Source organism: Burkholderia sp. RS01, from assembly GCF_039748055.1.
Lineage (GTDB): Bacteria > Actinomycetota > Actinomycetes > Actinomycetales > Micrococcaceae > Arthrobacter.
On sequence record NZ_JBDLAK010000013.1, the window covers coordinates 1 to 22,036 of the forward strand.

Below are 22,036 nucleotides of genomic sequence, written 5' to 3' on the forward strand. Positions count from 1 at the left end.
CATGACCTTCGTGGACGGCTACCTGCACCCGGGCGAGAAGCCCGGCATCGGCGTCGAATTCAACGAAGAAGCCGCCGCGGCCTACCCGTACCAGCAGGCCTACCTGCCCTATAACCGCCTCGTCGACGGCACCGTGCACGACTGGTGAGGAACGCCGCCAGGCCCTGAGCCCGAGCAGTTCCTGAACGGGCCGGCATTCCGTGCGGCCGGTGACCTGAACTGGCTCAGGACACCGGCCGCACCTCGAAGCCGTCCGACTTCGCGATCAGCTGGCGGCCGTGGTTGCCGTCGAATCGCAGCCACATCACCGACGAATCCAGGGACGCATTCTCCACCTCGGCAGTGCGGACGTGCAGGCCGTCGCGCCGCAGCTCCACGGTGCGTCCGATCAACAGGTTCCAGTCGTCGCTGGCGTGGGACATGCGCATTCCTTCCGTGCGGTGCCCTGCCCGCCCAACTGGGTAGCAGCACACGCGGTTCTGGGCGCTGAGAACGGCGCGTGCTGCTACCCAGTTGGGCCTGGCGGGGCGGATCAGGGGTTTTCGACCGCGCCCACCGGCTCCGCGCCCACCGGCTCGGCGCCCACTGGCCCGGCGCCCGCAGGCTTGGCGGCAACGGCAACGGGCGTCTTGGCTGCCGGCTGGGGTTCCTCGGCGCTGTCCGACGGGGCCGTCTTCCACTTGAACCGTTTGGCGATGGTGGATCCGCCGCCGCTGCGGTTCTTGTTGAAGATGTCGAAGCCCACTGCGAGCAGGAGCACCAGGCCCTTGATGAGCTGCTGGTAGTCGGTGCCCAGGCCCAGGATGGACATGCCGTTGTTGAGCACGCCCATGATGAGGCCGCCGATCATGGCTCCGGCCACGGTGCCGATTCCGCCCTGGACTGCGGCTCCGCCGATGAACGCCGCGGCAATGGAATCCAGTTCGAAGCCCGTGCCCCCCGCCGGCTGCGCCGAGTTCAGGCGCGCGGTGAACACGAGTCCGGCCAGGGCGGCAAGCACACCCATGTTCACGAACAGCCGGAACGTCACGGCTTTGGTCTTGATGCCGGAGAGCTCGGCTGCGTGGAGGTTGCCGCCGATCGCGTACGTGTGCCGGCCGAAGATGCTGTTGCTCATCAGCGCCGAGTAGGCGATCACCAGGACGGCGAGGACGATCAGCACGATCGGGGTGCCGCGGTAGCTGGCGAGGAGGAACGTGATGGTCAGCATGAGCACCGCGATGAACGACGTCTTGGTGGCGAACCAGGCCATGGGCTCGTTTTCGAGGTTGAACTTCCGGCGCACGCGGCGTTCCTTGATGGACTGGAACAGGATCGCGGCGGTGCCGCCGACGCCGAGGATGACCGTCAGCCACTCCAGCACCGAGGTGCCGCCGGAGATGTCCGGGAGGAAGCCTCCGCCCAGGGCCCGGAGTTCGTCCGGGAACGGGGTGATCTGCTGGTTCTTGAGCGTGATCAGCGTCAGGCCGCGGAAGATGAGCATGCCCGCCAGGGTCACAATGAACGCAGGGATGCCCACGTAGGCAATCCAGTAGCCCTGCCAGGCCCCGACGAGCGCGCCCACCAGCAGGCAGGCCGGGATGGCGATCCACCAGGCCCAGCCCCAGTGGACGATCATCACGCCCGATACGGCCCCGATGAAGCCCGCAATGGAGCCGACGGAGAGGTCGATGTGGCCGGCGATGATCACCATCACCATGCCGATGGCCAGGATCAGGATGTAGCTGTTCTGGACCACCAGGTTGGTGACGTTCTGGGGCTGGAGCAGGATCCCGTCCGTGAGGACCTGGAAGAGCAGGACGATCAGGATCAGGGCGACGAAGATGCCAACCTGGCGGAGGCGGCTTGTCAGGAAGCCGAGGGATTCTCGTAGGGCGGACATGTTCGTTATTCCTTCTCTTTGGTCATGTAGTGCATGAGGGTTTCCTGGGTGGCCTCGGCGATTGGCACTTCGCCGGTGATGTGCCCCGCGGACAGCGTGTAGATCCGGTCGCAGATGCCCAGGAGTTCGGGGAGCTCGGAGGAGATCACGATGACGGCCTTACCCTCGGCGGCGAGTTCCGCGATGATCGTGTAGATCTCGAACTTGGCACCCACGTCGATGCCGCGGGTCGGCTCGTCGAGAATCAGCACGTCCGGGTCCGAAAACATCCACTTGCTCAGGACCACCTTCTGCTGGTTGCCGCCGGACAGTTTGCCCGTGATGGCCGCAACCGAGGGGGCCTTGATGTTCATGCTGGTCCGGTACCGGTTGGCAACGATGGTCTCTTCGTTCCTGTCCACCCAGCCGCGCTTGGCGAGCTTCCGGAGGGCAGCCATCGAGACGTTGCGCTTGATGTCCTCGATGAGGTTCAGGCCGTAGTGCTTCCGGTCCTCCGTTGCGTAGGCGAGCCCGTGGCGGATTGCCTCCGACACGGTGGAGGTGTTGATCTCCTGCCCGTGCTTGAACACTTTCCCGGACACGGCGCGGCCGTACGTCCGGCCGAAGACGCTCATGGCCAGCTCGGTCCGGCCGGCTCCCATGAGGCCGGCGAGCCCGACGACCTCGCCCTTGCGGACATTGAGGCTGGCGTTGTGGACCACGGTGCGGGTGTGGTCCTGCGGATGCTGCACCGTCCAGTCTTCAATCCGGAGGACTTCTTCGCCGATGCTGGGCGTGCGGTCCGGGTAAAGGCTTTCGAGGTCGCGGCCCACCATGCCGCGGATGATGCGCTCCTGGGTGATCTGCCCCTGGTCGAGCCGAAGGGTCTCGATGGTCCTGCCGTCCCGGATGATGGTGACGGCGTCCGCCACTTTCCGGATCTCGTTGAGCTTGTGGCTGATGATGATGCTGGTGACGCCCTGGCCTTTCAGGTGCAGGATGAGGTCCAGCAGGTGGCCCGAGTCCTCGTCATTCAGCGCGGCCGTGGGCTCGTCGAGGATGAGCAGCTTTACTTCCTTGGAGAGCGCCTTCGCGATCTCGACGAGCTGCTGCTTTCCGACGCTGATGTGCTGGATTGGTGTCACCGGGTTTTCGCTGAGTCCGACCCGGGCCAGCAGCTTGGCGGCTTCAAGGTTGGTTTTGCGCCAGTCCACCCAGCCGCGGGTCGCCAGTTCGTTGCCGAGGAAGATGTTCTCCGCGATGGACAGGTACGGGCTCAGCGCCAGTTCCTGATGGATGATGACGATGCCGCGCTTTTCGCTGTCGCTGATGGTGGAAAAGTCACACGGCTCGTTTTCAAAGAGGATGTCGCCGTCAAACGTGTTGTGCGGGTACACGCCCGACAGCACTTTCATGAGGGTGGACTTCCCTGCCCCGTTCTCACCGCAGATGGCGTGGACCTCGCCGCGGTTCACGTCCAGGGTGACGTCCTGGAGGGCTTTGACGCCGGGGAAAGTCTTGGTGATTCCCCGCATTTGAAGGATGGGTACGTTCATGTTTATTTCCCGCAGATTGGTTGGAGCCGGACTCCTGCTGATGCAGGGCCCCCGGGGAGTGCGGCCGGGCAGGGGCCCGGCCGCACCCGTCACGGCGGCTACTTGATGTCGGCCTCCGTGTAGTAGCCGGAGTCAACGAGCTCCGGCTTGTAGTTGTCCTTGGTGATGATCACGGACTTCAGCAGGAACGCGGGAACTACCTTGACCTTGTTGTTGTAGGTTTCGGTGTCGTTGGTTTCGGGCTGCTGGCCCTTGAGGACCGCGTCGACCATCTTCACTGCCTGCTCGCCCAGCTTGCGGGTGTCCTTGAAGATGGTGGAGTACTGTTCCCCGGCGATGATGGACTTCACGGAGCCCTTCTCCGCGTCTTGGCCGGTGACGACCGGCAGGCTGCCCTTGGAATAGCCGCCGGTGCTGGTCAGGGCGGAAATGATGCCGATCGACAGTCCGTCATATGGCGACAGCACGCCGTCGAGCTTCTTGCCCGAGCTGTAGGCGGCGGTGAGGATGTCCTCCATGCGCTTCTGCGCGACGGGTGCCTGCCACCGGAGGATGGCTGCCTGCTCGAACTTGGTCTGGCCGCTGGGCACCTTGATGGTGCCGGCATCCATGAACGGCTTCAGGGTGTCCATGGCGCCGGTCCAGAAGAAGTTCGCGTTGTTGTCGTCCGGGCTGCCGGCGAAGAGCTCCACGTTGAACGGGCCCTTGCCGTCCACCTTCTTGCCGCTGGCGTCCATGAGGCCCAGCCCGGTCAGGAGGGACGTCGCCTGCTGGACGCCCACCGTGTAGTTGTCGAAGGTGGTGTAGAAGTCGACGTTCGGCGTGCCGTTGATCAGGCGGTCGTACGCGATGACCTTGACGTTCTGTTCCTTGGCCTTGGCCAGGACGTCCGTCAGGGTGGTGCCGTCGATGGCCGCGATGATGAGCGCCTTCGCGCCCTTCGTGAGCATGTTCTCAATCTGCGAGACCTGTGTGGGGATGTCGTCGTTGGCGTACTGAAGGTCCGCCTTGTAGCCGAGCTTGGCTACGGACTCGGAGACGTTCTTGCCGTCGGCGATCCAGCGTTCGGACGTCTGCGTGGGCATGGAGATGCCGACGAGGGCACCGGCAGCGTCTGCGCTGCCGGACGGGGCCGCGGTGCCGGGCCGGCTGCCGCAGCCGGTTGCCCCCACGGTGACGGCGAGGACGACTGCAAAGGCGCCCAGAAGTTTCTTGATACGCACTTGTTCTCCTTCCGCGGCTGACTCGTGCCGCGAATTGGTGCTGGGTCGAAAGGCATCTGCGCCTTCCGACGGGACCGGCTGGTGGCGTTGCGGTCACGTTGTGAGCGCTAACAAAGTCGAGAATAGCCCAATTTCCGACTGTGAGTCAACTCACACGCGTCCGCGTCCCGGAACCGGCAGTGCCACGGGAGGAGCGTAACGGTTTTGACGGCGGGATGCCGGCCGGAATGGGCCGGCACCCCGCCGCGTATTTGGAGCGGTTAGCCGCGCTACTGCAGTCCCGGAACGCCGTCGTGGATCTGGAAGGAGGCCTTGGTGCTCACCGGCGAACCGGGGGCCGCCACGTAGTCCAGCACCCGGAAGTCGGCCGTCATCGAGTCCTTGGTGATGGTGGTCCTGACGTACCCGCGCTGATCGTTGAAGAACTTCAGATGATCGTTCCAGGCCATGGTCGGGTCTGTGACGGAGCCTGTTCCGTTGCCGGTCGAGGTGACGGAAGTGCACACCAGTTCCGAGCCCACCACGGGCGCACCCGGGTTCTTGTAGTCGACCTTGACGTTGTTGGCCCAGTTGCGGTGGACGTCGCCGGTAAGCACGACGGCGTTCCTCACCTTCGCGTCCACCCAGCCCTGGGTGATCCGGCGGCGGGAAGCGGCGTAGCCGTCCCAGCCGTCCATGGACATGTCGTCGATGTCCGCGGCCGCGTTGCGGTCGCGTTCGGCGAAGAACACCTGCTGGCCCAGGACATCCCAGCGGGCACGGGACTTCCGGAATCCGTCCAGCAGCCACTGTTCCTGCTCCGCGCCCGTGATAGTCCGGTTCTCCGCGAGGCGCTCCTGCACGTTCCTGCGCCAGCCGTCGCCGGCCAGCTGGTCGTCCCGGTACTGGCGGGTGTCCATCATGTGGAAGTTCGCCAGCTGTCCCCACTGCACGGTGCGGTAGATCTTCATGTCTGCCCCCGCGGGACTGGTGGGAGCGCGCAGGGGCATGTTTTCGTAATAAGCCTGGAACGCCGCAGCCCTGCGCCGGCGGAAGTTGGGGGCGGTGTCATTCAGCTGGGCCGGGTCGGTGTTCTCCGGCACCTCATCCGCCCAGTTGTTGTCCACCTCGTGGTCGTCCCAGACCACCAGCCACGGTGCGGCCGCGTGCGCGGCCTGAAGGTCGGCGTCGGCCTTGTACTGCGCGTGGCGCTGGCGGTAGTTCTCGAGCGTCACAGTCTCCGGCCCCTCGTGGTCGCGGGGGTTGCCGCCCGCCGTCACGTAGGAGCCCTTCTTGTATTCGTACTGGTAGTCGCCCAGATGCAGCACGAGGTCCGGCTGGTCCTCGGCGAGGCGCCGGTAGGCCGTGAAATAGCCGTGCTCGTACTGGGCGCAGCTGGCGAAGGACATGGCCAGCGCCGCGGGCGTCTCGTTCCAGGCCGGGCTTGTCAGTGTGCGGCCAACCGGGCTGATGTGGCGGCCGGCACGGAAACGGTAGAAATACTCGCGGCCCGGCTTGAGTCCGCGCAGCTCGGCATGCACGGAGTGGGCGCCTGCCGTCACGGCCTGCTCGACCCCGCGCCGGACAACCTTCCGCATTGCCGGGTCTTCGGCCACTTCCCAGCCCACGGCGACGGTGCGCGACGGCATGCCGCCCCGGCCGTCTTCCGCGAGCGGGCTGAGGGCGAGGCGGGTCCAAATCACAAAGCCGTCAGGCCACGGGTCGCCGGAGGCCACGCCCAGGGTGAAAGGGTCTGTGGGAAGGCTAGCCTCCGAGTTCCGTTCGTCGGCGATTGCGGTTCCGGGCAGGGCGATGACGAGTCCGGCACCAAGGCCGGTGGTGATGAGCGTTCTGCGCGTAATGTCCATGGCCCGAACCTAGCTAGCCCGTTTGGACAAGCGAGAACGCGCGCGTGAATCGGGAGTGAACGCAATCGTGCCGTCCGGCTACTTTGAGGGCTGCGGAACTTCGCAGGCGATCTTGGGGTTGGCGCCCATGTAGTTCAGCGGCCCGGCGACGATGGTCACGGCCACGGTGCCGAACTCGGCGCACGAGTTAGGGGAACCGCCGAAATAACCGCGCTGGAATGCAGCAAAGGCCCCGATGAGGAGCCAGATGATCAATAGCGTTCCGACGATCCTCATGGCATCCTCCGTAGCTGCGTCGCCACCACTGTGAATCCATTATCCACCGGGGTCCTGCTGCGGGACAGAGCCCGGATTCGGCGGCCCTGATTCGGGCTGCGCCAGTGTCAGCCCGGCTCGGTGGTGTCCACGGGGGTGTTGTCGACGTCTTCAGTTTCTTCGGCGGTGGCCACTTGGGGGTCGGTTGTGGGGAGTGCCGCTTTCCCGTCCTTTGGTGCGGCTGCATCAGGCTGATCGTCCTGGCCTGTTCCGGTTCCTTCAGTGCTCATGCTGTCTCCTGAGGCCTTGTAGTGGCTGGGTAGTTCACGGTAACAGCGGCGCGGTTCCTCCGTAAGGCGCCGCCGAACATGGCTTTTTCCGCCCGGCGTTTCCGCAACGGGGATATTCTCATCAGAGGACAGTTTCCCCTCGGCGTATAGGCAGGCTTCCAATGGCAGAAGAATCAGCGGGCAAGGCGGGCTGGTGGCGGACATTCCACGACAAGTTCGTGGTTGAGGAACGCTACATGGACGCCGGAGCGAGAAAAGCGCTTTACGTGACTGCGGTGGTCCTGGTGCTGGTGGGTGCCGCAGTCTTCTTCGTGACACTGGCCGGAGTCCTCCAGCACGACGGAGTGGCGAGCGCCGACGAGGCAGCGCGGCAATGGCTGCTGACCCTGCGCTCCGGTGCCTTGACCGTTGTCATGATTGCCCTGGCGGTCATATTTGGGCCGGTGGGGTTGCCTATCATCGTCCTGGTGGTCACGGTCGCGTGGGGGATCCTGGCCAAGCACGCCTGGCGGCCCATTTTGCTGGCGGCTGCGATGCTCACGGGTGTGGGGCTGGCGCAGCTCATCGGCCATTCCGTTGGGCGTGACCGCCCGCCGGTGGATCTCATGCTGTTCGGGGCCGACCACACCTTTTCGTTCCCTTCCGGCCATGTGCTGGGTGCCTCGGACTTTCTGCTGGTGACCACGTTCCTCGTGTTTTCTCGGCGGAAGTCCAAGTCGGCCGCCGTCGCATTTGTCTTCGCCATTATTGGCGTGTTCCTGGCGGCGGTCAGCCGGCTCTACCTCGGCTACCACTGGGTGAGCGACGCCGTGGCCTCTGTGGCGCTCTCCCTTGTGGTGGTGGGCGCCGTGATCGCCGTGGATACCTGGCGGACTGCCCGGGTGCGGGGTGAGGCCGTCACCGGCGAGCTGTCCAAAGCTGATTCCCCCGCGGATTGACGGCGCGCGCGTGTCCGCGCGTCCAGGTGGCGGCGCGCCCGGGTAGCCGCGTGTCCGCGCGGATATTGCCGCGGCCGGCGCGCGGTGCCACAGTGGGGCATGGTCACCGAAGCCGACGTCCGCCGCATCTGCCTCTCACTGCCGGGCGTCACCGAACGTCCCAGCTGGGTCAGCCGGCATGGTTCGCGAAGACGCTGATGGCCCGGATCTGGGAAGAGGGCGTGCTGACCGTCAAAACCGGGGAGCGCGAGGCGCTCGCGGGCACGGATCCGGAGACGTACTTTTGGACGCCGCACCACGAGCGGTCGCCGCAGCTGGTGCTGGTCCGGCTTGAAAGGCTCGACGGCGGCGAACTCGCCGAGCTGCTGGAGGAGTCATTCATGCTCGCTGGCGGACGGAGCTAAGATTCGGACGGAGCTGAGCGGCACACGGAGTTGAGAAGCGTGGTGCGCCGGGCGCGGGGAGCTCGGTGCCGCGTGTTTCAGAGGCCGGTGGCGCGCCGCGAGTTTCGGGTCCGGGACCGTTCCAGCTCCCGCCGGAGCCTGGCGTTGTCCACCTCGAGGGCAAGCACCTTGGCCACGCCCGCCAGGTTGAGCCCGTCGTCCAGGAGCTCCGCGATCCGGCGCAGGACCGCCAGGTCCTGCTCGCTGTACTGCCTGGTTCCGCCTGATGTCCGGTCCGGGGTGAGCAGGCCGCGGCGCTCGTAGAGCCGGATGTTCTGCTGGCCGGTACCGAGGAGTTCCGCCACCACGGAAATGGCGTACAGCCCCCGGTCGTCGCCCTGATCTGCCACTGTTTCCCCCGGTCTGGAAATTTTCGAAATAGTCTCTTGCGCCAGTTTGTCACGGATGCTATAAAAAATCTATATCCACCACCATAGATCTGAATCATGGATCTCGGGGTGGGTTGCCATGAACACCTACATGCTGAAGGAGTGGGAAATGATGTTGATCCGTACCGACCCGTTCCGTGAGCTGGACCGGCTCACCCAGCAGGTCTTCGGCACGGCGGCTCGTCCGGCCGCGATGCCCATGGACGCGTGGCAGGAGGACGGCGAGTTTGTCGTCGCCTTTGACCTGCCCGGCGTCACGCCCGACACCGTGGACCTGAACGTTGAACGGAACGTCCTGACAGTCCGGGCAGAGCGCCGCGACCCGACGCAGCCCAACGTTGAGCTGGTGGTTGCCGAGCGGCCCCGCGGCGTCTTCAGCCGCCAGCTGATTCTCGGCGACACCCTCGATACCGAGCACATCAAGGCCACCTATGATCTCGGCGTGCTGACGCTCCGGATCCCGGTTGCCGAGCAGGCCAAGCCCCGCAAGATCGAAATTGAGAGCAGGGGCCAGCTGCACGAAATCGGAAGCTAACCGAGTCGCCCCGGGGACGGCTTCCGGTTTCCCGCTTCGGGCGGAACCGGAAGCCGGTCCTGTACCCTCCAGCTAGGGGACCCCCGATGGCCAGCGCCGTTCCCGACCACTACGCGGTGTTGCACGTTCCCCGCGGTGCGACGCAGCAGGAGATCGCGCGCGCCTACCGTTCCCTGATGCGCACGCATCATCCTGACCTGGACAGCGGGGAAGCCGTGCCCGCCGAACTGCAGCGCATCATGCAGGCCTTCTTCGTGCTGAGGGACCCGGAACGCCGCAGTGCCTATGACCAGGAAACCGCCCGTTCCGCCGACACCAGTCCGGTCCGCACCAGCACCGCCAACCCGCGGAACATCCCCGTCCGGCGCATCCCGCACGCGGATCCGCCGCTGTGGGTCGGCCCTGTCCGGTGGGAGAGCGGCCCCTGGGCTTGAACCCTACGCCAGCGTCATTTTCCCCAAGTCATCATGCCCCGGGGTGGAAGTGGCCTTGCGCGCCGAAGCCTGGCCCGCCGAAACCGTCGCCGTCGCCGGGGCCACTGCCGAGGAGGCTGCGGGTGAGGGCTTCGCCGTCGGCCATCAGCCCGTCCACTGCCTGGCCCAGGTGCCCGTCGGCGACGGGCACGCCCTCCAACGCGGCGGCCACTACCGCCCGGCGCACGAGCTCGCGGGCGAACGAGGCCGTGGTGCCTTCGGTGCGCGCGGCGGCGTCCTGCACCGCAGCAGGACTGAAGGGGATCCCGCGGGCATACAGTTTCACCAGTTCGGTGCGTTCCGCCACGGCCGGGAGGGGGATCTCCACGGCAAGGTCCACACGGCCGGGACGCTGTGCCAGGGCGCGTTCAAGCATGTCCACGCGGTTTGTGGTGAGGACGAACGCAACGTCGGCGTCGCTGTCCAGGCCGTCCATGGCGTCCAGCACTTCGAACAACAGCGGCTGCGGCCCGTGCCCGAAGCTCCGGTCCTCGGCGATCAGGTCGCAGTCCTCAAGAACCACGATGGACGGCTGCAGCGCCCTGGCCATGGTGGCGGCTTCCGAGATTCTGGCCAGCGATCCGCCGGACAGGAGGATGGCGGTGGCGCCGTCACTCTGGCTCAACAGGTACCGCACGGTATGCGTCTTGCCCGTGCCGGGTTTGCCGTAGAGCAGGATGTTCCGCTTGAGGTGCTGCCCGTATTCGCTGAGCGACTCACGGTGCTCGGCGATCCCGAGGGCATGGTCCGACACCTTTTGCAGCAGGCCGTCCGGCAGGATGACATCAGAGGCAGCCAGCTCCGGCCGGGGATGGAACGTGACTCCTGCGGCGCTGGGGCCATACTCGCCCATGACCAGTGATATGACCTGGCCCTTCAGGACACTGCGGTGCTGCATCTGCCTGCGGAAATCGGACAGGAAGCCGGCGGAGTTCGTGGTGTCGCCTGCCAGGACTTCGAGGGAGGCGGTCTGCCGTCCGTACCGGGGGTTGGCGTCACGCTGCAGGACGGCGACTGGCCTGCCTCCGTGCCTGAAGAGCCACAGCCCGAGCGCCACCGCCTGCCGCTGCTCGTCCGGCCCCACGGCGAGGTTGGTGTAATCGGGCTGGGACAGCGGGAACTGCGGGAAGAACTGGGATTGCTGCAGCATGTCGCTGAGTGACTGGTGGTGGCGCTGGTCACCGCCGCCGATGCCCACGAGCCGGAATCCCTCATCCGCACCGGCCAGCTCGGCCATCAGGATGTCCGCATCCACGAACCGGTGCGGCGGAATTTCCTCCACCACCACGGACAGTGATTCGGCGGGGATCCCCAGATGGTCTGTGAGCGTCGTCAGCAGCTGCGTTCCCGCACGGACCCGGTGCTGGCCGGACTGCGCGAGTTCCACCAGCCGGGCAAAATTGTCGATGAACTTCGCCAAATTTTCATCCATGCGCAGGCCCTACCAGTGCAATCAGTCGACGCCCGCGGCCCCCTGGGCGCGCCCGCCGGTCGGAGCGGGATGCCCTCGTCAGCCGACACGGCGTGTGTCATTCTGGAAGATACCGCAGTTCACTGATATACCTAGCCTTCCCGACAACACCATAGAGGTTCCGCTCATGCACATGTCCGCCAAAGAGCTGGCCGCCACGATTCCGGCGGCCTTCACGCTCGGAGTGGCAACAGCCGCTTTCCAGATCGAAGGCGCGCTCGACGAGGATGGCCGCGGACCTGCAGGCTGGGATGTCTTTGCCGCCAAGCCCGGTGCGATCGTGGACGGCCACAGCCCGGCGGTGGCGTGTGACCACTACCACCGGATGCCCGAGGACGTTGCCCTCATGAAGGAATTGGGCATCGACTCATATCGATTCTCCCTTTCATGGCCGCGAATCCAGCCCCGCGGCAGCGGACCGGTGAACCGCGCAGGGCTGGACTTTTACGACCGCTTGCTGGACGAGCTCCTGGCCAACGGGATCTCTCCGATGGTGACGCTCTACCACTGGGACACGCCCCTGCCCCTGGACGAGGCCGGCGGATGGCTGAACCGGGACACGGCCTACAGGCTGGGCGAGTTCGCGGCAGTCGCCGCGGCCGCCTACGGCGACAGGGTGGCCCGCTGGGTGACCATCAACGAGCCCGCAACGGTCACCACCAACGGCTATGCACTCGGCCTGCATTCGCCGGGCAAGGCGGAGTTCTCGAACGGGCTGCCTTCCGTGCACCACCAGCTGCTGGGCCACGGATTGGCGGTCCAGGCGCTGCGGGCGGCAAAGGTGCCGGGCGAAATCGGCATGACCAATGTCTACTCACCCATGGTGCCGAACTCCGGCAACCCGCTGGACTGGATGAGCGCCGGGGCAATGGACGTGGCCCAAAATCGCCTGTACTCGGACCCGGTCCTTCTGGGAAAGTACCCGGACCTCGTGCGGGTCGGAAAGTTCTTTTCGTCCTTCGAGCATCCGGACGAGGACATGGGCGTCATCTCCCAGCCGCTGGACTTCTACGGGCTCAACTACTACATGCCCACACGGGTGGCGGCCGGCGCCGGCGACAGTCCGGTGCCTGCGGCCATGGCCGAGGCCATGGGGGACGATCTCAGCGCCGCCACGCCCGGCGCGCCGCTGCACATCGAGCCCTGGCCGGACACGGAGACCACCGCCTACGGCTGGCCAGTCAAGCCGGGATACATGGCGGTCGCACTCAAGGAGATGCGGGACCGGTATCCCAACCTCCCGCCCGTCATCATCACCGAAGGCGGAGCGAGCTTCGAAGACATCATCGTCACGGACAAGTCGACCAACCGCAAGTTCATCCCGGACGAGCGGCGCCTGCGCTACCTGTCGGACCACCTGGGCACGGCACTTGCGGCCACGGCCCCCGGCGGCGTGGCGGAAGGGCTCGACCTTCGCGGCTATTACGTATGGTCCCTGATGGACAACTTCGAGTGGTCCGGCGGATACAAGCAGCCCTTCGGGCTGGTGCACGTGGACTTCGAGACCCAGGAGCGGACGCCGAAAGCGTCCTACTACTGGTTCCAGGAACTCCTCGAGGAACGCAAGCTTGTGACCTCGGCGGGAGCCGCCATCGCCGCGGCCGTGGTGCCGGAAGCGATGCAGGCCGACGGCGGCGCGCAGCCACTCGAACTCTGACCCGTCAGGCCAGCATGGGTCAGGTCAGGGCCGGTCAGATGAGCTGGAGCTCCCTGAGCTGGCGGGCCATGCCGGCGCCGTCGGGGGAGTAGATCCACGGCACGGAGGAGGCGCTGTGGTCGCCGTCCTCCGAGTGGCCGCCGGCGAGGACTGATTCGCTGACGGACAGTTGCCGGATGGCGATGGCCGCCACCTTGTCAGCGTGGTCCTGGGCGAACTCCGAGTAGATCTCCTCGTCGTGCTGGCCGTTGTCGCCGACCAGGAGCCAGCGCATGTGCGGAAACTCGGCGGCGAGCCGGTGTAGGTTCCCGAGTTTGTGGTCCTGGCCGCTGCGGAACCAGCGGTCCTGCGTGAGCCCCCAGTCGGTCAGCAGCAGGGCGCCGGACGGATACATGTTGCGGTTGAGGAACCGGGCCAGCGTGGGCGCCGCGTTCCAGGGGCCGGTGGAAAGGTAGATCACCGGCGCTTCAGGGTGCTCCACTGTCAGCCGGTCCAGCAGTACAGCCATTCCCGGGGTCGCCATCCTGGCACGCTCGCTGAGCACAAACGTGTTCCACAGGGCAAGGAAGGGCCGCGGCAAGGCCGTGACCATGACGGTGTCGTCGATATCGGACACGATTCCGAAGTTGGTTTCGGGGCCGATGACGAAGATGCGGGCTTCGGCCGGTTCCGTGCCGACTGAACGCAGGACGGCCGTGTGCCAGCCCGGCGCGAGGGACACCTGGACATCGATGTCAATCAGTCCGCCCCGGTCGGCCGTGACCTTGGTGACCGTTCCGCCGATCTCAATCTCCACCTCGGACCGCGGGATGGGCACACTGGTGAACGCCCGCCAGCCGCGCACGTTTTCGTTGCCGTTCTTGGCGGCGTGCTCCGCGCGGCTGCCCGGCACCGGTTTGCTGGCCAGCACCACCCTGCCGAGGACGCGGACCCACCCTGTCGAGCCGTAGCCCTGGTAGGCAATGGTTTTGGGTTCGAACTTCCAGCGCCGCGCAAGTTTCAGGCGCGCGGTGTTTACCGCGTCTGAGAGCCGGTGGGCCAGGCGGAAGACGCGCTTGCCTGACAGGGATGTTTGGTGTGACGCGGTGTCCATTCCTTCACTCTGCCACAGGCCGGGGTCCGGCGGGTCGCCGTCATGCTCTGTTACCTTCAGCCACCGGGACGGCCGCACGGGCGCCGGCCCCGATCAGCCGTCTCCCAGCAGCCACCGCAGGGTCTCCGCGTTCCGCACGGCGTTACCCCCGCCGTCGTTGTTGAAATAGGCGTACACATCCTTCCCGACGCCGCGCCACTCGCGGATCCGGTCAGCCCACCAGCCAAGCTCCTCATCCGAATACGATCCGCCGTACAGGTGCTGGTGGTCCGGACCGTGCAGCCGGACGTAAACGAAGGGGGCGGTGGCGCGCAGGATGCAGGGCAAATTGGCGCCGCTCATGACGCAGTACGCGGCCTGGTGCCGCTCCAGCATGCTGTACACCTCGGGGTGGTCCCAGCTGGGGTGCCGGAACTCCACCGCGACCGGGATCCAGTCCGGCATGGCGGCAAGGAAATAGCCAAGGCGGGCGTCGTCGCGTGCCAGATCCGGCGGCAGCTGGACCAGCAGCACGGCGCGTTTGTCGCCAAGCTCATGCCAGCACCGCGCGATCCGCTCGATCCACACGTCCGGGCCGTAGAGCTTCTTGCCGTGGGTCAGGCCGCGCGGGGCCTTGACGGACAGGGCGAATCCGTCGGGCAGCCGGCGCCGCCAGCTCGCGAAGGAGGTGTCCCGCGGCCAGCGGTAGAAGCTCGCATTCAGCTCCACGGTCCTGAACCGCGCCACGTAGTGCTGCAGTCGGTCCCGGGCGGGCAGCCCGGGCGGGTACAGCACATTTTCCCAATGGTCATAGCTCCAGCCGGACGTGCCGATGTACACCGTCACCGTGCCCCCGTTCTCAGTTCATGGACGGTCGAAAAGTGCTCCCTGTCGGCGGATTCCGTCCGACGGGGGCACCAGTCACTCGTCGCCGAACTGGTACTGGAGCTCGTCAAGAACCAGGGCACGCTCGCTGCTGCTGGCCACGGTGGCCGCGGAACGGCGCCGCAGGAGGGTGATGCCGCAATGGACCTGGCCATGCGGTCCGGAAGGTTGCCGGCGGAGTAGCGTGCCAGTTCATTGAGGAAGTCCCCGACGTCCCGGGTTCCGAGCAGGAGGTCATGGGCGTACTCCGCCACGTCGGTTTCGTTCAGGTCACTATCCAAAAGTTGGCTCCAAAGTTCTGCCCTGCCCTCTCGCCAAGGACGGCCCGGCAGGGACAACAGTCAGCTTCCGACGGCAACTGCTTTACCTGCGTTCAGGCTACACCCGGCATCCTCTCGTGCCGCGGGGTCAGCTGTGGCACTGTAAGGGCATGGTACGCATCGAGGACTACGCCATGGTGGGCGATCTGCACACGGCAGCCCTGATCAGCACGGAAGGCTCCATCGACTGGCTCTGCCTGCCGCGCTTCGACTCCTCTGCGTGCTTCAATGCGCTCCTCGATACGCCCGAATCGGGCCGGTGGATCCTGGCACCTGAGGGCGGCGGCGAATGTACCAGCCGCCGCTACCGCCGGCACACCCTGATCCTGGAAACCGAGTGGGAAACCGAAGACGGAGCGGTGCGGGTCATCGACTTCATGCCCCCGCGCGACGAAGTGGCGGACATCGTGCGGATTGTGGTGGGCCTGCATGGCAAGGTCAGGATGAAAGGGCAGCTGGCCCTGCGTTTCGACTATGGCCACATCATGCCCTGGGTGCGCCGAGACAGCCGCGGACTGCATGCCATCGCCGGGCCGGATTCTGCTTACCTCGTGACGGACGCGCCGCTTCGGGGCGAGCACATGCAGACCGTCAGCGAGTTCACCGTAAAGGCCGGCGATCGTGTGCCGTTCGTGCTGACCTGGGCGCCGAGCCACGTCCACCGGCCCCGGTCCGTGGACGCCGAAAGCGTCCTGGAGTCCACCGAGAAATTCTGGCGGGAATGGGCCGGGCGGTCCAAGGTGACCGGCCCCTATAAGGATGCGGTGGAGCGTTCGCTGATCACGCTCAAGGCCCTCACCTACGCTCCCACCGGGGGCATCGTGGCGGCCGTGACCACGTCCCTCCCGGAGCAGCTGGGCGGCCCGCGCAACTGGGACTACCGCTTCTGCTGGCTCCGTGACGCCACCCTGACGCTGCAGGCTTTGCTTGCCGCCGGCTACACGGCAGAGGCTGCCGCCTGGCGGGACTGGCTGCTGCGCGCCGTCGCGGGCGATCCGGCGGACCTGCAGATCATGTACGGCATCCACGGCGAACGCCGGCTGCCCGAGATGGAGATCCCCTGGCTGGCAGGGTACGAGGGCTCGTCGCCGGTCCGCATCGGCAACGGCGCTGCGGGCCAGCTGCAGCTGGATGTCTGGGGCGAGGTGCTGGACTGCCTGTCCCTCACGCGCAACTCCCTGCTGAAGCACACGGACGAAGCCTGGGATGTCCAGGTGGCGCTGATGGAATACCTGGAAGGCGCATGGGACCAGCCGGACAACGGGCTGTGGGAAATGCGCGGGCCGCGGCGCCATTTCACGCATTCGAAGATCATGGCCTGGGTCGCGGCGGACAGGATGGTCCGGGGCGTCAGGGATTCGGGCCTTCCCGGTCCGGCCGACCGCTGGGAGGCCCTGCGGGACACCATCCGCGACGACGTGATGACGCACGGCTTCGACGCGGAACGGAACACGTTCACGCAGTCCTACGACCGCCCCGAGCTGGATGCCAGCCTGCTGCTCATTCCGCGCGTGGGCTTCCTGCCGCCGGATGATCCCCGGGTGATCGGTACCATCGACGCCATCCAGCGGGAACTCACCGAGGACGGATTCGTGCTCCGGTACCGGCCCCAGGAAAGCGACGACGGCCTGCCCGGCGACGAAGGTGTCTTCCTGGCCTGTTCGTTCTGGCTCGTGGAAGCGCTGCTCGGTGCCGGCCGCCGGCGGCAGGCCACGGAGCTCTTCGAGCGCCTGCTGGCGCTCCGCAACGACGTCGGCCTGCTGAGCGAGGAATGGGGTGTCCAAAGTGCGCGGCACCTGGGAAACACGCCACAGGCGTTCAGCCACTTCGCGCTCGTGACGAGCGCCCTGGAACTTCACCAGCAGCGGCCCCGGCGCAGTGACAAGCCCATGGAGTCAAGGGCGGGCAGGGCCTGACGCTGCCCCTTTTTGGCTCTTATCTTGCAGCTGGCAGTAAGTATACTTACTAATAACTCGCCGAATCGTGAAGAAGCGGATGGTGAAGAAGGAGGAAAGCGCGATGGCTGGATATTTCGAATTGGTGGACGCTCCCGACGGAGGCTACAGGATCCGGTTGCTTGACGGATCGGGGGCGCTCATGGCCGTCTCCGTCACTTTTCCCACCAAGCGCGCAGCTGTGGCCGGCGTGGCGCGTGCCCGTGAGATTGCCGGCATGGGACTGGTCCGCGATCACTGCAAGGATGCAGTCAAGCGGCCCGCAGTCCACAGCACCAAGCCCGCACGTAAGGCGGCAACCTCGGGCGCAACCCGCACGCCCGCCCTCCTGACGCATCCGCACTCGCCGGCCGGGCACTGAGGCCGCGGAGGAATGCCGAACCGCCAGTTGAAAGGCCGATACACCAAGGGAGTCCTGTTCGATGTGGACGGGACTCTCGTCGATTCGTCCTATATCCACACGATTGCCTGGTGGCAGGCGTTCCGCCAGGCCGGCTTTGACGTGCACATGGCACGGATCCACCGCTGCGTGGGAATGGGCGGCCCGCGGCTGGTGGACGGCCTGCTGCCGGAGGAACGCGACAAATCCCTCGACGACACTGTCCTGTCGGCGCACTCGGGAATATTCGGCACGTACTGGCCGTCCCTCCGCGCGTTCAGCGGAGCCCGGAACTTGCTGGCCCAGTGCTACGAGAGCGGGCTGGCCGTGGCGCTGGCCTCCTCCGCGAAGGGCGGGGACCTTAAGGCCCTCCGCTCCACCCTCGCCGCCGATTCCTTCATCCATGCGGCCACGAGCGCCGACGATGCCGAGGAAAGCAAGCCCGAGCCGGACATCTTGGTGGCGGCGCTCGACGCGCTGGGGCTTGCGGCCACCGATGTTGTCTACGTGGGGGATGCCGTCTGGGATGTGCTGGCCGCCAATAAGCTCGGGATCCCCACGATCGGGGTCACCTGCGGCGGCACGAGCGAGGCGGAACTCCGGGCGGCCGGCGCGGTCGAAGTCTACGAAGGACCCGGCGAGCTCCTGGACGGACTCAGGGACAGCGCCATCGGCAGGCTGCTGGAGGGCTAGGCCCCTGCGTCCACAACGCAGAAGCGGTTTCCGTCCGGGTCCTCCAGGACCACGAAGTCGGGGTCGTCCGGGTACAGGTCCCCGTCCACGCGGGAAGCTCCGAGCTCCACGAGCCGTTCCACTTCGCCGGCCTGGTCATCGGCGTAAAGGTCCAGGTGGATGCGCGGGTGTGCCTGCACGGGCGACTCGCTGAGCATGAGGGCCAGCCGGGCGCCCTCGCCCCGTTGCGGAACCAGCACCACCCACGTTTCGTCGCCCTCCTCCCGGGGGACGTAGCCCAAGGCATCACACCAGAACGCGGTGGCGCGGGCGACGTCGTTGACTCCGAGGACAGTTGTTCCGATCGTCAGCATGCCTTCATGCTTCCGCGCGTCCCGTCCCGATGCAAGGGTGGCGGCCTTAGCACCAGTCGTTCAATATTTGCTGGGCCAGATCGGCCATCTCCGGGACGAGCGGGTGGAGGAAGGCCACGAACGGCGACGGCGGATAGGTCATGGCCATGGAGATCTGCCGCGTACCGTCGGCGCTGGTCATCGCCACCATCCCGTAGCCCTGCACGTCCCCGATGTTGCCGTAGTAGAAGTCGTTGGTGCAGGTATCGTTCCACCGGGTCATCCCGAGTTTGAAGTCGGAGTACACCGCTTCCTTCATCTGGGCCAGGGTGGAGGGCTTCAGGAGCTTTCCCTGCAGCAGCGCCGCATAGTAGGTGTTGGCATCCCGGACCGTGGAAACCATGCCGCCAGGGGCGTCGATGTACACCCGGGGATAGGCGACATCGAACTGCTTGTCCTCAACGGTGATGTACCCGTGCAGGAGCTCCGCTTTCGGAGGCCCTCCGGCGGTCATGAAGGTGTCCGTGAGTCCCAGCGGCTCGATAATCTCCGACCGCAGGACCTCGGCGAAGGGATGAACCCTGAGCTGTTCTATGAGCAGGGCGAGGGCGACGAAGTTCGATCCGGAAGGCTCGAAGGGCTGGGCGAGTTTGTACGCCCAGGGCAGGTGCGCGGCGAGCCTGAGCCGGTCCCGCAGGGACAGGGGCGTGTTGAAGACCTGCCGGAGAGGCCCAGACGTCCACAGTTCGTCGCCGTAGTCCGGGATGCCCGACTCCTGGTTCAGCAGCCTGCGGACGGTAATCGGCTCAGGCTCCTTCAGGATGCGGCTGAATTCCGGAAGGTATTGGTCCACCGTGCCGTCGAGCATGATGCGGCCTTCTTCCGCGAGCCTCAGCACGGAGACGGCGATCATGGACGTCGTCAGCCCGCCCATCTGGACAGGATCGGTCAGCTGCACCGGCTGCCGCCCGTCGAGGGTCCGGACCCCCTGGGCGTGAGTCCACTCCACACCGTTATTCTTTGCCTGGACGAGGACCGCCGGAGCGCCCTCCTCGCGCATCGTCTGGCTGAAATCAAGCAGGTCCGCGAATATCCAGCTGGGCGGCGTCTGCCGGTCGGGCGGCTTGGGCACCGGTGTGCAACCGCCGAGGGCGACGGCCAGCATGCCTGCAGCCACGGCTGCAACGCATCGCTGGATGGAGCCCGGAAACCGGAGCCCTGGCATGGCATCAGGATACGCGCCAAGCCGCCGCAAGCGCCGCACCGAATTTGCCGGAACGCGGGAGATCGCCGGACGCTTGCGGTGGCAGGCTTCCGGCGATCTCATCGTGGGTATTAAGCGTCGCTATTAAAAGGCAGGCAGGCTAGGTCAGGCGGATCTGGCGGTTCATGTCCTTGTACAGCAGGTAACGGAACTGGCCCGGGCCGCCGGCGTAGCAGGCCTGCGGGCAGAAGGCGCGCAGCCACATGAAGTCGCCGGCCTCCACCTCAACCCAGTCGTTGTTGAGCAGGTACATGGCCTTGCCCTCGAGGACGTACAGGCCGTGCTCCATGACGTGGGTCTCCGGGAACGGGATGACACCGCCCGGCTGGAACGTCACAATGTTCACCTGCATGTCGTGGGCCAGATCGCTGGAATCCGTGAAGCGGGTGGTCTTCCAGGCGCCGTCGGTATCCGGCATCGCGGTGGGTTCCACCTCGGCATCACTGGTGACGAAGGACTTTGCCTCGTAGCCCTCGAGCCGCTCGTAGGCCTTGCGGATCCATTGGAAGGAGACAATGTCATCCGAGACGTTCTCCAGTCCCCAGGTGGCACCGGCGGCCAGGTAGGCGTAGCCGCCCTCCTCAAGCTGGTGCAGTTCACCGTCGAGGGTCAGGTTGACCTTGCCCTTGGTGACGAAGACGACGCCTTCGACGCCGGGCTCAAACTCGGCCTTGGGAGCACCGCCGCCCGGGCCGATCTCCACGATCAGCTGCGAAAACGTGGTGGCAAACCCGGAGATCGGGCGGGCCAGGATCCAGGAGCGGGTGTTGGAGAATCCCGGCAGGGTGCTGGTCACGATATCGGTCATGACGCCCTTGGGGATGACCGTGTAGGCTTCCGTGACGATGGCCCGTTCCGTGGTGAGGTGGGTCTGCGGCGGCAGGCCGCCCTGGGGGTAGTAGTACTTGCCCATCATTGGATCCTTACTTCGAAGTGGTGTGGGCCAGCCTCGGGTGGGCCAGGCCGGTGAGTTGGGGGATTCCGACGCCGGCAAGCGCCTGGACGTCTTCGGCACCTACGGCGCCGCACTGGACGCCGCGCAGCACGAAGGCGGCCAGCGCCCGGGCGGTGGCCGGTTCGTCCATGACCCCGCCCTCGGTGTGTTCAATGTAGTTACGCAGCCGTGCCGCCGCGGCGGGCAGCCCCTGGCGGTAGAACGCGTAGGTCGCCGCGAACCGACTGGGCAGCTGGGCCGGGTGCAGGTCCCAGCCCTGGTAGTAGCCGCGTTCCAGGGAACGCCGCACCAGCCGCCCGTGCAGGCGCCACGCGTTCTCCACGTTGTCGCCCACGGGAATGATGTTGGTGGAGCCGTCCGACAGCCGGATGCCCGTGCCGGCGGCGGCCAGCTGCATGACTTCCTTGGCGAAGTCCGCCACCGGGTGTTCCATGGACTGGTATTCGGCGGAGATCTGCAGGGAAGCGGAATAGTCGTACGTGCCGTAGTGCAGGCCGCTGATCCTGCCCGGGACCGCGTGCGGAAGCTGCGCCACAGGTGAGCTGCCGTCCGGGCCGAGGATGAGCTGCGGCGTCTCCACCTGCACCTCAAACCGCAGCCGGCCCGCCGGCAGCGAGTGGATTTCCTCGAGCCGGGAAACGGCGAAGTCCATCGCCTCCACCTGGGCCACCGTGGTGACCTTGGGCAGCGTGAGGACCAGGCCATCGGGGAGCTCGCCGGCCGCGGCCAGGCCCGAAACAAACAGGTCCAGGGTGCGCAGCCCGCGGGCCCGGGTGGGGGCTTCGAAGCACTTGAACCGGATCCCGATGAACGGCGGCGCGGAGCCGGCCGCAACAGCGGCGGCCACGGCGGAAGCCGCCGAGACGGCGGCGGCGTCCTCGGCGTCGTCGCCCCGGTCCCCGAAGCCGTCCTCGAAGTCGAGCCGGAGGTCCTCGATCGGTTCGCTGCTCAGCTTCGCCTCCACCCGTGAGGCGACGGAGGCGGCCAGGTCGCCGTCCTGGCCCAGCAGCGCGCCGAGCCGGGCCAGCCCGCCGTGGGCGGCCGCCGTCGACAGCGCCTGGGCGCCCCAGTCGGCGGCGAGCGACGGCGTGAACCGGTCCGCGGGGACGTAGACGGTGTGAACTGGCTGGCGGGTGCCGTCGTCGCCGGGGTAGTTCCGCTCCAGCAGGCGGTCGGTGGCCGCCAGCTGGGAGTCGATCCGGGCGAGGTCAGCGGCACTAAGCGAGGGTTCGGGTACTGCCAT

23 protein-coding genes are annotated in these 22,036 nt (G+C 66.4%); 8 read left to right on the forward strand and 15 right to left on the reverse strand.

Annotated features, from left to right (window positions below; all coding sequences use genetic code 11):
* Positions 1-224: 224 nt before the first annotated feature.
* The 7 genes from ABFP37_RS13195 to ABFP37_RS13225 all read right to left on the reverse strand — a co-directional run bounded on the left by ABFP37_RS13195 (position 225) and on the right by ABFP37_RS13225 (position 7,032).
* Complete coding sequence (locus tag ABFP37_RS13195) at positions 225-422, reverse strand: hypothetical protein (RefSeq protein ID WP_347033858.1); 198 nt, start codon at positions 420-422, stop codon at positions 225-227.
* A gap of 110 nt (positions 423-532) precedes the next feature.
* Positions 533-1,882, reverse strand: a complete 1,350-nt coding sequence (gene mmsB, locus ABFP37_RS13200) for a multiple monosaccharide ABC transporter permease (RefSeq protein ID WP_347033859.1) — start codon at positions 1,880-1,882, stop codon at positions 533-535.
* 5 nt (positions 1,883-1,887) lie between these two features.
* A complete protein-coding gene (mmsA, locus tag ABFP37_RS13205; RefSeq protein ID WP_078029222.1) occupies positions 1,888-3,417 on the reverse strand; it encodes a multiple monosaccharide ABC transporter ATP-binding protein in 1,530 nt (509 codons plus the stop codon).
* A 98-nt stretch (positions 3,418-3,515) separates the two neighbouring features.
* On the reverse strand, positions 3,516-4,640 hold the full coding sequence (chvE, locus tag ABFP37_RS13210; RefSeq protein ID WP_078029223.1) for a multiple monosaccharide ABC transporter substrate-binding protein: 1,125 nt from the start codon (positions 4,638-4,640) through the stop codon (positions 3,516-3,518).
* 269 nt (positions 4,641-4,909) lie between these two features.
* Entirely contained in the window at positions 4,910-6,487 is a 1,578-nt protein-coding gene (locus ABFP37_RS13215; RefSeq protein WP_078029224.1) for an alkaline phosphatase D family protein, read from the reverse strand.
* 78 nt (positions 6,488-6,565) lie between these two features.
* On the reverse strand, positions 6,566-6,763 hold the full coding sequence (locus ABFP37_RS13220; RefSeq protein ID WP_078029225.1) for a hypothetical protein: 198 nt from the start codon (positions 6,761-6,763) through the stop codon (positions 6,566-6,568).
* Between the two features lie 107 nt (positions 6,764-6,870).
* The gene (locus ABFP37_RS13225; protein WP_185982427.1) at positions 6,871-7,032 is read right to left on the reverse strand and encodes a hypothetical protein; all 162 of its coding nucleotides are present in this window, start codon (positions 7,030-7,032) and stop codon (positions 6,871-6,873) included.
* A 161-nt stretch (positions 7,033-7,193) separates the two neighbouring features.
* Here ABFP37_RS13225 and ABFP37_RS13230 point away from each other — a divergent pair, with 161 nt between their 5' ends.
* Entirely contained in the window at positions 7,194-7,970 is a 777-nt protein-coding gene (locus tag ABFP37_RS13230; protein WP_078029226.1) for a phosphatase PAP2 family protein, read from the forward strand.
* Positions 7,971-8,167: 197 nt separating this feature from the next.
* Entirely contained in the window at positions 8,168-8,374 is a 207-nt protein-coding gene (locus ABFP37_RS13235) for an MmcQ/YjbR family DNA-binding protein (protein ID WP_260681094.1), read from the forward strand.
* A 77-nt stretch (positions 8,375-8,451) separates the two neighbouring features.
* Here the strand turns inward: ABFP37_RS13235 and ABFP37_RS13240 are convergent, their stop codons facing one another.
* Complete coding sequence (locus ABFP37_RS13240) at positions 8,452-8,763, reverse strand: MerR family transcriptional regulator (protein WP_078029227.1); 312 nt, start codon at positions 8,761-8,763, stop codon at positions 8,452-8,454.
* Positions 8,764-8,911: 148 nt separating this feature from the next.
* On the opposite strand from ABFP37_RS13240, the gene ABFP37_RS13245 reads away from it, so the two are divergent.
* Positions 8,912-9,337, forward strand: coding sequence for an Hsp20 family protein (locus tag ABFP37_RS13245; protein WP_347033860.1), 426 nt, complete (start codon positions 8,912-8,914; stop codon positions 9,335-9,337).
* A gap of 86 nt (positions 9,338-9,423) precedes the next feature.
* Positions 9,424-9,771: a J domain-containing protein gene (locus ABFP37_RS13250; RefSeq protein ID WP_347033861.1), complete on the forward strand. Its 348-nt coding sequence runs from the start codon at positions 9,424-9,426 to the stop codon at positions 9,769-9,771.
* Between the two features lie 31 nt (positions 9,772-9,802).
* On the opposite strand, the gene ABFP37_RS13255 is transcribed toward ABFP37_RS13250, so the two are convergent.
* The gene (locus ABFP37_RS13255) at positions 9,803-11,242 is read right to left on the reverse strand and encodes an ATP-binding protein (protein ID WP_347033862.1); all 1,440 of its coding nucleotides are present in this window, start codon (positions 11,240-11,242) and stop codon (positions 9,803-9,805) included.
* Positions 11,243-11,414: 172 nt separating this feature from the next.
* Here ABFP37_RS13255 and ABFP37_RS13260 point away from each other — a divergent pair, with 172 nt between their 5' ends.
* Positions 11,415-12,938 (forward strand): GH1 family beta-glucosidase, encoded by a 1,524-nt coding sequence (locus ABFP37_RS13260; RefSeq protein WP_347033863.1) that lies wholly within the window; start codon positions 11,415-11,417, stop codon positions 12,936-12,938.
* A gap of 34 nt (positions 12,939-12,972) precedes the next feature.
* Here ABFP37_RS13260 and ABFP37_RS13265 read toward each other — a convergent pair whose 3' ends face one another.
* A complete protein-coding gene (locus tag ABFP37_RS13265) occupies positions 12,973-14,031 on the reverse strand; it encodes a phosphatase domain-containing protein (protein ID WP_078029230.1) in 1,059 nt (352 codons plus the stop codon).
* Positions 14,032-14,124: 93 nt separating this feature from the next.
* Positions 14,125-14,856, reverse strand: coding sequence for a DUF72 domain-containing protein (locus tag ABFP37_RS13270; RefSeq protein ID WP_347033864.1), 732 nt, complete (start codon positions 14,854-14,856; stop codon positions 14,125-14,127).
* Between the two features lie 469 nt (positions 14,857-15,325).
* On the opposite strand from ABFP37_RS13270, the gene ABFP37_RS13275 reads away from it, so the two are divergent.
* The 3 genes from ABFP37_RS13275 to ABFP37_RS13285 all read left to right on the forward strand — a co-directional run bounded on the left by ABFP37_RS13275 (position 15,326) and on the right by ABFP37_RS13285 (position 18,242).
* Positions 15,326-17,131 (forward strand): glycoside hydrolase family 15 protein, encoded by a 1,806-nt coding sequence (locus ABFP37_RS13275; protein WP_078029232.1) that lies wholly within the window; start codon positions 15,326-15,328, stop codon positions 17,129-17,131.
* A gap of 103 nt (positions 17,132-17,234) precedes the next feature.
* Positions 17,235-17,531, forward strand: coding sequence for a hypothetical protein (locus tag ABFP37_RS13280; RefSeq protein ID WP_347033865.1), 297 nt, complete (start codon positions 17,235-17,237; stop codon positions 17,529-17,531).
* A gap of 27 nt (positions 17,532-17,558) precedes the next feature.
* Positions 17,559-18,242, forward strand: coding sequence for an HAD family hydrolase (locus ABFP37_RS13285; RefSeq protein WP_347033866.1), 684 nt, complete (start codon positions 17,559-17,561; stop codon positions 18,240-18,242).
* Here ABFP37_RS13285 and ABFP37_RS13290 read toward each other — a convergent pair.
* The 4 genes from ABFP37_RS13290 to ABFP37_RS13305 form a co-directional block, all read right to left on the reverse strand.
* Positions 18,239-18,595, reverse strand: coding sequence for a VOC family protein (locus ABFP37_RS13290; protein WP_347033867.1), 357 nt, complete (start codon positions 18,593-18,595; stop codon positions 18,239-18,241). The two genes, ABFP37_RS13285 and ABFP37_RS13290, sit on opposite strands and share 4 nt — an antisense overlap.
* Positions 18,596-18,641: 46 nt before the next feature.
* Entirely contained in the window at positions 18,642-19,799 is a 1,158-nt protein-coding gene (locus ABFP37_RS13295; RefSeq protein WP_347033868.1) for a serine hydrolase domain-containing protein, read from the reverse strand.
* Between the two features lie 139 nt (positions 19,800-19,938).
* Positions 19,939-20,751 carry a bifunctional allantoicase/(S)-ureidoglycine aminohydrolase gene (locus tag ABFP37_RS13300; RefSeq protein ID WP_347033913.1) on the reverse strand — a complete coding sequence of 271 codons (813 nt, stop codon included), beginning with the start codon at positions 20,749-20,751 and terminating at the stop codon, positions 19,939-19,941.
* A gap of 10 nt (positions 20,752-20,761) precedes the next feature.
* Positions 20,762-22,036 carry an aldolase gene (locus ABFP37_RS13305; RefSeq protein WP_144275923.1) on the reverse strand — a complete coding sequence of 425 codons (1,275 nt, stop codon included), beginning with the start codon at positions 22,034-22,036 and terminating at the stop codon, positions 20,762-20,764.

Bases quoted from the DNA above. Each gene is read 5' to 3' on its own strand.
- ABFP37_RS13305 (WP_144275923.1), bottom strand. From the start codon at position 22,036: ATGGCAGTACCCGAACCCTCGCTTAGTGCCGCTGACCTCGCCCGGATC.
- ABFP37_RS13250 (WP_347033861.1), top strand. From the start codon at position 9,424: ATGGCCAGCGCCGTTCCCGACCACTACGCGGTGTTGCACGTTCCCCGC.
- ABFP37_RS13230 (WP_078029226.1), top strand. From the start codon at position 7,194: ATGGCAGAAGAATCAGCGGGCAAGGCGGGCTGGTGGCGGACATTCCAC.
- ABFP37_RS13225 (WP_185982427.1), bottom strand. From the start codon at position 7,032: ATGAGCACTGAAGGAACCGGAACAGGCCAGGACGATCAGCCTGATGCA.
- ABFP37_RS13195 (WP_347033858.1), bottom strand. From the start codon at position 422: ATGTCCCACGCCAGCGACGACTGGAACCTGTTGATCGGACGCACCGTG.
- ABFP37_RS13255 (WP_347033862.1), bottom strand. From the start codon at position 11,242: ATGGATGAAAATTTGGCGAAGTTCATCGACAATTTTGCCCGGCTGGTG.
- ABFP37_RS13290 (WP_347033867.1), bottom strand. From the start codon at position 18,595: ATGCTGACGATCGGAACAACTGTCCTCGGAGTCAACGACGTCGCCCGC.
- mmsB (WP_347033859.1), bottom strand. From the start codon at position 1,882: ATGTCCGCCCTACGAGAATCCCTCGGCTTCCTGACAAGCCGCCTCCGC.
- ABFP37_RS13300 (WP_347033913.1), bottom strand. From the start codon at position 20,751: ATGGGCAAGTACTACTACCCCCAGGGCGGCCTGCCGCCGCAGACCCAC.
- ABFP37_RS13275 (WP_078029232.1), top strand. From the start codon at position 15,326: ATGGTACGCATCGAGGACTACGCCATGGTGGGCGATCTGCACACGGCA.
- ABFP37_RS13215 (WP_078029224.1), bottom strand. From the start codon at position 6,487: ATGGACATTACGCGCAGAACGCTCATCACCACCGGCCTTGGTGCCGGA.
- ABFP37_RS13265 (WP_078029230.1), bottom strand. From the start codon at position 14,031: ATGGACACCGCGTCACACCAAACATCCCTGTCAGGCAAGCGCGTCTTC.
- ABFP37_RS13235 (WP_260681094.1), top strand. From the start codon at position 8,168: ATGGCCCGGATCTGGGAAGAGGGCGTGCTGACCGTCAAAACCGGGGAG.
- ABFP37_RS13280 (WP_347033865.1), top strand. From the start codon at position 17,235: ATGGCTGGATATTTCGAATTGGTGGACGCTCCCGACGGAGGCTACAGG.
- ABFP37_RS13220 (WP_078029225.1), bottom strand. From the start codon at position 6,763: ATGAGGATCGTCGGAACGCTATTGATCATCTGGCTCCTCATCGGGGCC.
- ABFP37_RS13295 (WP_347033868.1), bottom strand. From the start codon at position 19,799: ATGCCAGGGCTCCGGTTTCCGGGCTCCATCCAGCGATGCGTTGCAGCC.
- mmsA (WP_078029222.1), bottom strand. From the start codon at position 3,417: ATGAACGTACCCATCCTTCAAATGCGGGGAATCACCAAGACTTTCCCC.
- ABFP37_RS13245 (WP_347033860.1), top strand. From the start codon at position 8,912: ATGATGTTGATCCGTACCGACCCGTTCCGTGAGCTGGACCGGCTCACC.
- ABFP37_RS13260 (WP_347033863.1), top strand. From the start codon at position 11,415: ATGTCCGCCAAAGAGCTGGCCGCCACGATTCCGGCGGCCTTCACGCTC.